Genomic DNA, 12,371 nt, shown 5'->3' on the forward strand with positions numbered 1-12,371 from the left:
GGGCTGGACTACTCGAGGGATCCGAGTAGCACTACTCAGGCTATCGAGCCGCGCGGCCCGCAGGATCTACCCCATGACTTCTTCCCAGAACTCCGGGCTGGACCCGCAACTCGTCGCGCGCCTGTCCAGCCGCTTCGATTCCCTGGGCGACCACATGCGTCAGGTGGCCGTCGACCTGCATACATTGCAGTCGCAGCTCGGTACCGCACCCACTTCCGTGCCCGTTTCGGCTCCCGCCAGGCCACAGCCGGTGCCGCGGTCGTCTGCGCCGACCGTCCCTCCGCAGACGTTCTCGCCGCCCCAGATGCCTGCACCGCAGCAGCCCTATGCCGCGCGCGGCCCGGTGTCGGCACCTCCGGTCACGCCGCCTCCTGCGGTCGGCCGGTCCATGGCAGCCCCGCCGTTGCGAGGGCCGGTGGTCGCGCCACGGCCCCCCGCTCCGCCCCGTGAGCCGTGGTGGCAACGAGACGGCGTCATAAGTCGCCTGCTCGCCGTCGCGGGCGCAGGTGTCACGCTCGTCGGCGTCGTGATGCTGCTGGTTCTGGCCGCACAGGCCGGCTGGTTCCGGCCGCCTCTGCGCGTCGCCGCAGGCGGGGTGTTCTCCCTCGCACTGATCGGTGCCGGCGTGCGAGTGTTCGGTCGCTCCGGAGGACGCGTCGGCGGAATTGCTCTGGCCGCTACGGGTATTGCGGGTCTGTACCTCGACGTTCTGGCGACGTCCGTCCTGTACGGCTGGCTCGATCCGGTGATCGGGTTGATTGCTGCATTCGGAATTGCCGCTGCGGGAACAGCTCTCGCAGTGCAGTGGAAGTCGCAGCCGATGGCGGTATTGATTCTCGCCGGAGTCGCGGCGTGCGGGCCCATCCTGACCGACGGTCCGACCCTGGCCCTGATCGCGTTCTTCATCGCCACCTACATTGCGAGCTTCCCGGCTCAGATCGGCCGTGATTGGCCGCTGCTGCAGATCGTCCGGACCCTTCCCCTCGTCGGCACGGTCCTGATAGCGCTGGTCGGAACCGACCTGTCCGAACCGACCGACTACCGACTGCTTCTCGTCGTCGTCCTGGTGGCCGCGTCCGGAATGGGTATGTCTCTGGAACTGCTGCGCCGCAACGTCTCCGACGTGGTGGCCACCGTCATGACCGCTCTGGCTGCGCTGCCGCTGCTGATCTCGGCGAGCGTGTTCGATCGGTGGACCACCGTGACCGTGCAACTGGTTCTGGTGGCCGCGGCACTGGCGATCGTGCTGCTGGTGCACTGGCTGCCGGCGCATGCCCGCATCGCCGTCTCGATCATCGGTGCCGTGGCAATGCTGCAGGCCGCAGTCGGATCGACGACGGTCGACGTGCGTCCGGTCGTGCTGTTCGCGGTTGCCCTGGCGCTGTTCGCCGCGGCCCACCGCACCCGCTCGTCGTTGGCCTACCTGATCGGAAGCGCGTTCGGTGTGATCGGTGCGTTGACCTTCGTCTCGATCTCCCCGCCGGAGGCTCTCCTGGACTCCGATCACGCTGCCGGGAATGCGGGCAGCATCATCGGCGGAATACTGCTCGCTGCAACAGCATTCGCGTTCGCCTATGTCCTGACCGAACTGAAACTCCTCGACGACGGAATGCAGACCCTCGCCATCGTCTCCGGAGTGCTCGCCCTGTACGGCCTCACCTCGGCCACCGTGAGCCTGGGAACCTCGATCGGCGGCAACACCACCGGATTCACCGCCGGGCACACCGCCGCCACGATCGAGTGGATGATCGCAGCATTCGCCCTGCTGGCCTTCGGCTTACGGAGTATTGCCCACGCTCACCTGGCACTGCTGGCCGGACTGTCTCTGACCGCCGCCTCCATCGCCAAATTGTTCCTGTTCGACCTCGTCGCCCTGGACGGACTCTTCCGCGTCATCGCCTTCATCGCAGTCGGCTTGTTGCTGCTGATCGCGGGGACCCGATACGCCAAGGTATTCGCGGACCGAGAGGGCGCGGTCACCTCCTGACCCCCGCTGCCTCCTGACCCCCACTGCGTGAATGGACCACTGCACACACGTCTCGACGGTGCAGTGGTCCATTCACGCGTTGCGGGGGAGGGGTGGCTCCCGGCTGTGACGGCTCGCGTCAGCGTGAGCGGTTGCGCTCCCGAGCCAACAGTTCGCTGACACTGAGCACCTGGCCGTTGTCGCCGCCGCGGTGGCGGCCACTGTCGCCGCCTTCGGTGGACGGAGCGGCACGACGACCGGACGGCTTCTCCTCGCGATCCGATTCCGAACTCGCCCCGACACCGTTGCCGTTGCTTTCGGTGTCATGTCGTTCCGAGGTGCGGTGGTCGGCACCACTGCTGACGGAGCCACTGCTGTCCGAACCGTTGCGGTCGATGCCGTTTCCGTTCGAGCCGCGGCGTTCGGACCCGTTGTCGGCGTTGCCGTTTCGCCCGGAACCGTTGCGTCCGGCAGCAGTGCCGCCGTGGGTGCCGGTGCTCGAGCCGTTGGTGCCGTGCTCGTCGGCCCCGTTCGAAGCTGCCCCGTTCGTGGCGGCCCCGTTGGTAGCGGCTCCGTCGGTAGCAGCCCCGTTGATGGTCGAGCCGTGGGACGACGACCCGTTGGCACCGGTGCTGTGACCGTTCGAGCCGAGACCATTCGAAGTGTGGCTGTCAGAACCGCGGGAGCCGTTGGTGAGCGACTCGCTTCGCGGAGTGCTCGGCCGTGGTGCCTGCGATGCGCTCGGGGCTCGCAGATCGGCCAGCCAACTTTCGATGGATCGCGAATCCGGCTCCTCGACCCGTCCCGCTCGCGTGCTGCGGGTACGGCTCGGGGGTGCACTCGGCGGTTGAGGCGACTGTTCCGGTGCCGGTGCGGGTGCGTCACTCGGGGGAGCGGGTCGAACGACGTCCGCTGCCTGAGTCGGTTCGGGTTCGACGTGCGGACGCGGCGGAACTTGCGGAGCCCGAGTCGGCCCGGATACGGGTGGGCGCGGTTCGGCAGGACGCGGCGGAGTGGGACGCGCCGCGGGCGCCTGCGGCGAGTAAGCCTGCGACGAGCGAGCCTGGGGCGAGTAGGCCTGCGACGAGTACGGCTGCGCCGAATCAGGCTGGGGCTCGGCCTGCTTCGGGGGAGTGGTCGGTGCCGCGCGGGTCGGCTCGGGTGGCGTCGCCGGCCGGCCGGTCACGCTTCGACGCGACTCTTCCTTCGCGGCGTGCGTGGCACGGATCGGTCCGCCTCCGTGCGGTGCCACCACCGGAATGGGTTCGGTGAGGGGCTCACCGCGGCGCGGTGTCGGACGCATCGGGGGTGCGACGGTCGACGAGGGTGCGCCGCCCGCGAGGGCGAGTTCGGGCACGTCTCCGGTGGGCAGCAGCTCGTCTTCGAGGATGGTCTCGCCGAGGCCGAGCTTGCGCTGAATGCGCTTCATCCACTGCGGAGCCCACCAGCAGTCGTCGCCGAGCAGCTTCATCGTGGCGGGCACGAGGAACATACGAATCAGCGTCGCGTCGATGATGAGAGCGGCGATCATGCCGTAGGCGATGTACTTCATCATCACCAGATCGGAGAACGCGAACGCGCCGGTGACGACGATGAGGATCAGTGCCGCCGCGGTGATGATGCGTCCGGTATGCGAGGTTCCGATGCGGATGGCTTCGCTTGTGCTGGCACCCTTTTCGCGTGCCTCGACCATTCTGGAGAGTAGGAACACCTCGTAGTCCGTGGACAGGCCGAACACGATCGAGATGATCAGCACCAGCACCGGAGCCATGATCGGTCCCGGGGTGAAGTTCATCAGCCCCGCCCCGTGACCCTCGATGAAGATCCACGTCAGGATGCCCATGGTGGCACCGAGGCCGAGGACGGTCATCAGCACCGCCTTGATCGGCAGCACCAGCGATCCGAACGTCAGGAACATCAGCATCGTCACGATGAACACCACCAGCACGGCCATCAGTGGCAGCTTGTCGATGAGTGCGCTGATCGAGTCCTGCTCGATTGCCGGGGTACCTCCGATCATGACCGTCGCGCCGTCCGGCACGTCGATGCTGCGGAGGAAGTCGATGGCCGGTTTCGAGTCGTTGCGATCGGTCAACCCGGCCTTGAAGACGATGACGCCGTCCTTGCTGGCACCGACGGGGGTGAACTTCTCGATCAATCCGGGAGCGTTGTTCGCCTGCGTGGTGATCGCGCCGAGCGTCGGGCCCTGCGCGCCTTCGATGACCATCTTGATGGGTTCGGTGCGCTGGCCGGGGAACAGGCTGTCGAACTCTCCCTGCGCGACGCGGGTGACGTTGTCCGGCGGTAGGTAGGTCTCGTTGATGCCACCGAATTTGATGTTGCCGACGGGCAGCGTCAGAAGGACCAATCCGAGCACGATGGGCACGGTGACCTTGACGGGGTTGCGCATCACCCAGCGGGTGAGCTTGCCCCACATGCCGTTCTCGATCTCTTCGCTCGACTTGGTCTTGCGCATGAACTTCAGACCGAGGGCGTCGACGCGTGGGCCGAGGATGGCGAGCATCGCGGGCAGGATCGTGATGGCCGTCAGCGCTGCGAGCGCGACGGTGGCGATGGATCCGTATGCGACGGATTTCAGAAAGCCCTGCGGAAACAGCAGCAGGCCACCGAGGGAGGCGACGATCATCGTCGCGGAGAACACGACAGTGCGACCCGCCGTCATGACGGTACGGCGCACGGCCTGTGGCGTCGTATGTCCGTCACCGAGTTCCTCGCGGAATCTCGAGACGATGAACAGTCCGTAGTCGATGGCCAACCCGAGTCCGACGAGCGAGACCACGGGCGCGACGAACGAGTTGACCTCGGTGAAGTTGGTGAACACCTTGACGATGCCGTTGGCTCCGACCACCGTCAGACCGCCGATGATCAGCGGGAGCGCCGCGGCGACGACGCCGCCGAAGATGAAGAACAGCAGGACTGCGACGGCGGGAATCGCCAGCAGTTCCATGCGGTGGATGTCGCCGGCCATCGTCGACTGCAGTGCGCCGGCCACGGCCTGAAGGCCGGTCACCTGCACGTCGACGCCGTCGATGTAGAAGGCGTCCTTGACGGCCTGGAAGTTGTTGGTCAGTTCGGTGTCGTCGGCACCCTTCATCGCGATGCTGGCGATGGCATGTTGCTTGTCGTTGGTACCGAGAGCCGCGAGATTGGGTGCGCCGGGCACCTTGAAGTAGGTGCCGTTGACCTTCTCGATCTGGTCGGGATGGTCGACGGGGAGCGATTCGAGGCTCGAGACGACCTTCGACTGGAATTCCGGATCGTCGATCGACGACCCTTCGGGCGCGGTGTAGAGGACGATGACGTCACCCTGCTTGTCGCGTCCGAACGTCGTGTCCGCCAGACGGGCAGCCTGGGCCGATTCCGAGGTCGGATCGTCCCAACCGCTCTGACTGAGATGGCTGTTGAGATCGAGACCGTAGGCAGCGAAGCCCAACAGCCCGGCCACCATGACACCGATAACGGTGTACCGCAGGCGGTAGACGATGTCTCCCCATCTGGCGAACACTTAAGAAACTCCTTGGCGCCCGACGAGCAGGGCGGACAGCGGTCGGAAGGGCTGCAGCCACGCGCCCTCGTCGGGGAGCGAATCGAGACTCACCCGAGGCAGTGGCTCACGGAAGACGCCGGGAATGTCCTCGAGGTCGAGGAATTCCAGGATGTCCGACGTGACAGCCCAGCTTGCGTGCTCCCGGAATCCCAGTACCTGAACGGGTACTCCGGTTGCTGCGATGGCCTCCAACGGCCCCTTGAACGCCTGACCGTCGGCGGACGCGACCATGACACCGGCGAGGCCGCCGTCACGGTTGCGGAAGTCGATGTGGTCGAGCATGTCGGCGTCGACATCACTGTCTTCGTCGACCTTGGGCTTGGCGAACACCGCGAAGCCCACGTTACGCAATGCTTCGACCCAGGGGCGGACGACGTCGGCGCTGCCGGGTGCAATGTTGGTGAACACCGTTGCCTCGGGCTCGAGCGTCGCGGTGCCCGAGGTGGACAGTTCGGCGGTGCGGCTGAGCAGCCATCGGCCCAGCGCATCGAATCGTGGGCGGTAGGCAGCGGTGGGCCGGCCACCCAGGATCGCGCCGAGACCCATGTCCAGGTTGGGTGCATCCCACACGAGCAGGACTCGCTTGCTGTGGCGGGACTCACCGATCGCCCCGAGCTCGGCGGGATCGATCACGGTGTCGGGCATGTCCGTACTGACGCTCATGCTGTCTTCTTTCCCCAGATCAATTCCGTCACCGAGCTGCCCACCTGCTGGGCCTTGCCCTCGAACTTGGTCACCGGCCGCTCGTGCGTCATGGGCGACTCCCAATCGAGAACGGTCAGGCCGGGCTCGGCGTTCCCGGCCTCGGCAATCCACTCAGCGTATTCGGCGTGATCGGTGGCCACGTGCAGAACGCCGCCCGGCTTCAGGCGATCCGCGATCATCGCGAACGTCGGGCCCTGCAGGAGACGACGCTTGTGGTGGCGCACCTTGGGCCACGGGTCCGGGAAGAAGACGCGAACGCCGGTCAAGGACTCCGAGGTCAGCATGTTCTCGAGGACGTCCATCGCGTCGCCGCGGAACAACCTGACGTTCTCGATGTTCTCGCGCTCGATCTGCTGCAGAGTCTGCGCGAGCCCGGGTCGGTAGACCTCGACGGCCATGAGGTTGACGTGCGGCTCGGCCATCGCCATCGCCGTGGTGGCCGTGCCCGTGCCCGACCCGATCTCGAGAATCGCCGGACCGCTGCGCCCGAACCAGGCGTCGATGTCGATCTGCTCGTCGGCGACATCGCGGCCGGTGCGCGGCCACAGGTTGTCCCAGGTGCTCTGCTGAGCGTCGGTCAGCGCTCCGCGGCGGGAGCGGAAACTGGTCACTCTGGGGTACAGCCGCGAGCCTCGTTCCTGGGTCTGCACCGAGTTGTCTCCGGTGTCGGCAGAGGTGTCCTGTGGCTCGTTCACCGGTCCATTGTCGCGCATCGGCGGAGTGTGTGACAGGTGGGTCTCGAGTTGAAGTTGAGACTTGCCGTTCCATCGCTGATCAGCGGTAGGACCGCGTTCTATAACTACAACGGTGTAATTCTCGACGGGCCGTCCGGAAAGGCCGTCGTGTGCCAGAATCGGTGCCGCAGCAGGGGGCTGCGGGCCACGTGGCCGATCGTGCTCGACGAGCCGATCGCACATCTCGATGTGGCCGTTCGGTGGGTCGTTTCCGGGGGGATCGATGATGGACGGTGCCGAGGCAGGTCTGGGTCGATTGCGTGTGCGCTCGGAAGAGGTGGACGCGGCCGGGGCCGGCGCAGGCCGGAAGGCTGTCGAGAATGCTGTCGAGCGGCGTCTGCGGCCGCTGGAGGTGCACGTTTCCGGCCGCGTCGGAGTCGGGAAGTCGGTGATTGTCTCGGTGCTCGCTGCCGCGCGACTGCATACCGACGGGTTCGAGGTCCGGTTGCACGAGAGCGGATGGGCCGATACCTCGCGTGCCGCGGAGGTGCAGCAGAGCCGCACCGCATCCGATGTCGACGTTCTCGTCCACGTGCTGGCCGGTGCCGTGTCCCCGGACGACATCACCTTCCTCTCCGCTCGACCCGGCGGACCGCCGGCACACACCGTGATCCTGCTGAACAAGGCCGACACTCTCGACGAACCCGCGGCGACAGCCGCAGCGGCATCCGAGCAACTGGGGCGAAAAGTGCTGCCGGTGATGGGATCTGTTGCAGCGGGCCTGGGCGGCGCGGCCCGAGGCTCCGCTGTGGACATGGCCGATGTGCGGGCCGTCGCGGCCGGTGCGCTGCGTACTGGGGATCTGATGACGGTCGATCGGTTTCTGAGTGCTGATATTCCGCTCTCGACGCTCCGCCGAGAGGCACTGCTGGACCGTGTGGAATTACGCGGTCTCGCCCTGCTGGTCGAGGCGCTCCGGCGGCGCAGCGGGGTGTCCGACGCAGATGTACTGCGTGAGCTGTGGGAGGCCACCGGCGTCGACGCCGCGACGACGGTGGTGTCCGACGCTGTCTCGGCTGCTGCCACGGCGCGCGACGACGACCTGCACGAACAACTGCTGCAGATATCCGCCCGTCACCGAGACGTTCGAGGGGCCGTCGAATCCTATCTGGCTTCGGACGAGGCGGTGGCTGCCGATATGCGCTGTGCTGCAGCGCGATTGGCGGTGCCGATCGAGACGGGCTCGGAGCAGGCCCTGCTGGAGCAGGCATTGGTGTGGAAGCGGTGTGCCGCCACCTCGGAGGACGACGCCGTCCGGCGCTCCGCCCTGGCCCTGTGCCGCGGCTACGTGCGGATGCTCAGACCGTGACCGATCCGAACCGGATCGCGTTGCCGGACGATCTGAAAGGTGTTCTGCGTCGACGGAACTCGGAATCCCTCGTACGCATCGACCGTGCACGCAGCAGCCGACCTGCAGGCATTCACGTCACCGGCACCGCAGCATCCGGCAAGACCGAGATATGCCATCTGCTCACCCGGCGCGACGGCGCGGAGATCGGGTTCGCCGACTCGGTCGAGGAGGCCGCGGTGGTCGTGATCGTCGTCGACGCGTCGGCTCCGGTCGGCCGTGCCGACGTCGAGCGCTGGCGTCTTGCCTTCGAATCGACACCGGTTGTGTTGGTGGTCAACAAGATCGATGTGCATCGCCGGTGGCGCGAAGTGGTCGACGCCGATATCGAGATCGTCGCCGAGCGTGTTCCGCGTGCGGTGGAACACTCCGTTCATCCGGTCTCGGCACGGTTGGCACGAGCCGGTAGGGAGAGCGGCGATGCTGCCGTGTTCGCGGAGTCGGGTTTCGGGGCGGTCGCCGACAGAATCGACGCGTTGCTGATGCAGGCCGCGGCGGTAGGGGCCCAGCGTAAATACGTTGCTGTAGTGCAGGAATCTGCCGCAGAGGCGAAGGCCGCCATCGTGGCCGAAGCTCGCGCAGTGACCGGAGGTGGTGACACCGCCCCTCTGCGTGCCCGGCGGGCGCGGCTGCTCGATGAACGAGAACATCTCGGTGGTGACCGACGAGCATTGCTGCACAACCGTATTCAACGGGTTCGGGTCGACTGTATTCACGCTGCGGCCGAGGACGTTCGGATGCTCGGCGCGCGGGTACGGCAGACGATAGAGGGATCGCGGCGGGCCGAACTCGGCCATCTGCCCGGGCACCTCGCCGAGTCCGTACAGGCAGTTCGAGCACGCGCCGACGCTGCATTGTCCACCGGTCTCCGCGCCGTGGAAGTCGAACTCGGGCTCGTCGACACGGTGCCCGAATCCGGTACCGCAGGCGGTGAGATCGACATCGGCGAACCGACCAGGCGACGCGGGATCGAGGACGTCCTGATGGTCGCACTGGGGGCCTCGGCAGGGGTGGGACTGGGTCGGCTCGTCGTTTCGCCCCTGGCTCTGATTCCTACCTTGGCCGTCGCCAACACGATCGTCTCACTGGCCATCGGTGCCGCGATCGCGTGGTGGTCGACCCGCTCACGCGCACTCGTCGCCGACCGTGCGCACCTTCGCGGCTGGACCCAGGAAAGTCTGGCTCGCGTGAAATCGGACGTGGAACAGCGGCTGCTCTCTCGCATTCTCGACGCCGAGTCCGCGCTCGCGTCGGCATTGACCTCGGCGGACCGGGAGGCGGCGGCACGTATCGATCTGTCGCTGGCCGAGATCGACGCCGAACTTCGCACGCTCGCCGATCACAGATCGGCGCTGCTCTCGGCCTGCGATCGGGATCTGGCTGCACTCGAGCGCGGGCTGGAGCGATTTCGCGGGTCCGGGCGCGACTCGGTCGTGCCGTCGAAGCCCGTGGAATTCTCTCCCGGCGATCCGGAACCGATCGGCGCACCGATGCGTCGAAGCGGGTAGGTGCACGTCCGAACATGTTCGCAGGCGGCGAACAGGGACCCGACAGTGAGGAGCGTCGATGATCGCGGTGGATGGCTTCGCAGTGGGCGGTTTCGAGACGAACGAGCCGGCCGAGGACGCGTCGGACGACGGTGGCGGATACGTCTCGACGGACTGGTTCGATCTCGACGGCGACGGTCGTCACGAGACTTCCGTTCGGACGACGGAGGCCGGAACGACGGTGGGAACGGATGTCGATGGAGACGGTGTGACAGACAAGTTCACCGCCTTCGACCGTGACGGGCACTACGAATCCTGGGAGATTTTTCGGGAAGCGAACGGTTTCGGGCAGGGCAGATCGTCCGAATCCGGCCGACTGTAGGCCATTCGGTCTGATTTGCATCGGCGCTGGTGGATGGCTTCTTGCGTCGGTCTTTCCCTATCTGAATCGGTCTTGTGACCAATCGGACAACACCCTGTTTCTGGAATCACGTCGCTCGGCGTTAACCTGATGAACAGGACATCCGGCGCTCGGTCCTCGGCTTGCTGTATCCAGTAACATGGTGTACTGCAGCTCGAACGGCCGAGCAGCGCCCCGCCGAGAGGGGAAAACCGAGATCTACTCGTGCGTGCTTGCCCACAGCGATCGTGCGAATTCTTCCCGGTTCCGGCTAACCCCAGGAGAGTTAGATGACCTCAGCGACCATTCCCGGTTTGAGCGGCACCGACAGCGTGCCGACTCGACACAAAGAACTGCTTGCCTGGGTTGCTCAGGTAGCCGAACTGACCGAACCGGACTCCGTGGTGTTCGCTGACGGATCCGACGCCGAATGGGAGCGCCTGACCGACAAGCTGGTCGAGGCAGGCACCTTCACCCGTCTCAACGACGAGAAGAAGCCCAACTCGTTCCTCGGCAATTCCGATCCGTCGGACGTGGCCCGCGTCGAGTCGCGCACGTACATCTGTTCCAAGGACGAGATCGACGCCGGTCCCACCAACAATTGGATGGACCCGTCGGAGATGCGGTCGTTGATGACCGAGCTGTACCGCGGTTGCATGCGAGGACGGACCATGTACGTCGTTCCGTTCTGCATGGGACCGCTGGATGCTGCCGATCCCAAGTTGGGCGTCGAGCTCACCGATTCGGAGTACGTCGTCATCTCCATGCGTGTGATGACCCGCATGGGTCAGGCCGCTCTGGACAAGATCGGCGACGACGGGTTCTACGTCAAGGCGCTGCACTCGCTCGGTGCTCCGCTGGCCGAGGGTCAGGCCGACGTGCCGTGGCCGTGCAACGACACGAAATACATCACGCACTTCCCCGAGGACCGCGAGATCTGGAGCTACGGGTCCGGTTACGGCGGTAACGCTCTGCTGGGCAAGAAGTGCTACTCGCTGCGTATCGCGTCGGCCATGGCCCACGACGAGGGCTGGCTCGCGGAGCACATGCTGATCCTCAAGCTGATCTCCCCCGAGAACAAGGCGTACTACATCGCGGCGGCATTCCCGTCCGCGTGCGGTAAGACCAACCTCGCGATGATTCAGCCGACCATTCCGGGCTGGCGTGCCGAGACCATCGGCGACGACATCGCGTGGATGCGCTTCGGTGAGGACGGCCGTCTCTACGCCGTCAACCCGGAGTTCGGTTTCTTCGGTGTCGCTCCGGGCACCAACTGGGACTCGAACCCGAACGCGATGAAGACCATCGATCAGGGCAACTCGGTGTTCACCAACGTCGGCCTGACCGACGACGGCGACGTGTGGTGGGAAGGCCTCGAAGGCAAGCCCGATCACTTGATCGACTGGAAGGGCAACGACTGGACGCCCGAGTCCGGAACCGATGCCGCACATCCGAACTCGCGGTACTGCGTGCCGATGGCTCAGTGCCCGTCGATGGCTCCCGAGTGGGACGACCCGCAGGGTGTGCCGATCTCGGCGATCCTGTTCGGCGGACGACGCAAGACCACCGTTCCGTTGGTGACCGAGGCCCGCGACTGGCAGCACGGAGTGTTCATGGGAGCCACCGTCGGCTCCGAGCAGACCGCTGCTGCCGAGGGCACCGTCGGTACCGTCCGACGCGACCCGATGGCCATGCTGCCGTTCCTCGGTTACAACGTGGGCGATTACTTCCAGCACTGGATCGACCTCGGCAAGAACGCCGACGAGTCCAAGCTGCCGAAGGTGTTCTACGTCAACTGGTTCCGTCGCGGCGACGACAAGCGTTTCCTGTGGCCCGGATTCGGTGAGAACTCGCGCGTGCTCAAGTGGATCGTCGAGCGCATCGAGCACAAGGCCGCGGGGGTCGAGACCCCGATCGGTGTCGTGCCCACGGCCGAGGCACTCGATATCGACGGCCTCGACACCACCGTCGACGACGTCGCCGAGGCACTCGCGGTGAACACCGACGAGTGGAAGGCCGAGATCCCGCTGATCCAGGAGTGGTTCGACTTCGTCGGCGAGAAACTGCCCACCGGAATTCAGGACGAATTCGACGCCCTCAAGCAGCGCCTGGGCGCGTAGTATTCACGAGACAGAACGGGGCTCACCGAGGGGTGGGCCCCGT

At 66.0% G+C, this 12,371-nt stretch carries 8 protein-coding genes; 5 read left to right on the top strand and 3 right to left on the bottom strand.

Annotated features, from left to right (window positions below):
* Window positions 1-73: 73 nt before the first annotated feature.
* The gene (locus tag AB0P23_RS09595; RefSeq protein ID WP_219519457.1) at window positions 74-1,987 is read left to right on the top strand and encodes a DUF2339 domain-containing protein; all 1,914 of its coding nucleotides are present in this window, start codon (window positions 74-76) and stop codon (window positions 1,985-1,987) included.
* A gap of 118 nt (window positions 1,988-2,105) precedes the next feature.
* Here the strand turns inward: AB0P23_RS09595 and AB0P23_RS09600 are convergent, their stop codons facing one another.
* Genes AB0P23_RS09600 through trmB form a run of 3 tightly spaced genes read right to left on the bottom strand, consistent with a single transcriptional unit; the run spans window position 2,106 to window position 6,952 of the window.
* Window positions 2,106-5,492, bottom strand: a complete 3,387-nt coding sequence (locus AB0P23_RS09600) for an MMPL family transporter (RefSeq protein WP_363797354.1) — start codon at window positions 5,490-5,492, stop codon at window positions 2,106-2,108.
* Window positions 5,493-6,179, bottom strand: coding sequence for an NYN domain-containing protein (locus tag AB0P23_RS09605; RefSeq protein WP_228139387.1), 687 nt, complete (start codon window positions 6,177-6,179; stop codon window positions 5,493-5,495).
* A gap of 14 nt (window positions 6,180-6,193) precedes the next feature.
* On the bottom strand, window positions 6,194-6,952 hold the full coding sequence (gene trmB / locus AB0P23_RS09610) for a tRNA (guanosine(46)-N7)-methyltransferase TrmB (RefSeq protein ID WP_287454032.1): 759 nt from the start codon (window positions 6,950-6,952) through the stop codon (window positions 6,194-6,196).
* Between the two features lie 244 nt (window positions 6,953-7,196).
* Here trmB and AB0P23_RS09615 point away from each other — a divergent pair, with 244 nt between their 5' ends.
* The 4 genes from AB0P23_RS09615 (at window position 7,197) to AB0P23_RS09630 (ending at window position 12,328) form a co-directional block, all read left to right on the top strand.
* Window positions 7,197-8,282 (top strand): hypothetical protein, encoded by a 1,086-nt coding sequence (locus tag AB0P23_RS09615; protein WP_155289602.1) that lies wholly within the window; start codon window positions 7,197-7,199, stop codon window positions 8,280-8,282.
* Complete coding sequence (locus tag AB0P23_RS09620) at window positions 8,279-9,829, top strand: hypothetical protein (protein WP_363797356.1); 1,551 nt, start codon at window positions 8,279-8,281, stop codon at window positions 9,827-9,829. Before AB0P23_RS09615 ends, AB0P23_RS09620 begins: the two co-directional genes overlap by 4 nt.
* Window positions 9,830-9,887: 58 nt before the next feature.
* Window positions 9,888-10,190 (top strand): DUF6802 family protein, encoded by a 303-nt coding sequence (locus AB0P23_RS09625; protein WP_032369497.1) that lies wholly within the window; start codon window positions 9,888-9,890, stop codon window positions 10,188-10,190.
* Between the two features lie 308 nt (window positions 10,191-10,498).
* Window positions 10,499-12,328, top strand: a complete 1,830-nt coding sequence (locus tag AB0P23_RS09630; protein WP_219519461.1) for a phosphoenolpyruvate carboxykinase (GTP) — start codon at window positions 10,499-10,501, stop codon at window positions 12,326-12,328.
* The last annotated feature ends 43 nt before the right edge of the window (window positions 12,329-12,371 follow it).

The sequence above is a fragment of the Rhodococcus sp. NPDC077669 genome (assembly GCF_040686915.1).
GTDB lineage: Bacteria > Actinomycetota > Actinomycetes > Mycobacteriales > Mycobacteriaceae > Rhodococcoides > Rhodococcoides fascians.

Coding starts and splice junctions, on each gene's coding strand:
- AB0P23_RS09595 (WP_219519457.1), top strand. CDS start 74: ATGACTTCTTCCCAGAACTCCGGGCTGGACCCGCAACTCGTCGCGCGC.
- AB0P23_RS09605 (WP_228139387.1), bottom strand. CDS start 6,179: ATGCCCGACACCGTGATCGATCCCGCCGAGCTCGGGGCGATCGGTGAG.
- trmB (WP_287454032.1), bottom strand. CDS start 6,952: ATGCGCGACAATGGACCGGTGAACGAGCCACAGGACACCTCTGCCGAC.
- AB0P23_RS09615 (WP_155289602.1), top strand. CDS start 7,197: ATGATGGACGGTGCCGAGGCAGGTCTGGGTCGATTGCGTGTGCGCTCG.
- AB0P23_RS09625 (WP_032369497.1), top strand. CDS start 9,888: ATGATCGCGGTGGATGGCTTCGCAGTGGGCGGTTTCGAGACGAACGAG.
- AB0P23_RS09630 (WP_219519461.1), top strand. CDS start 10,499: ATGACCTCAGCGACCATTCCCGGTTTGAGCGGCACCGACAGCGTGCCG.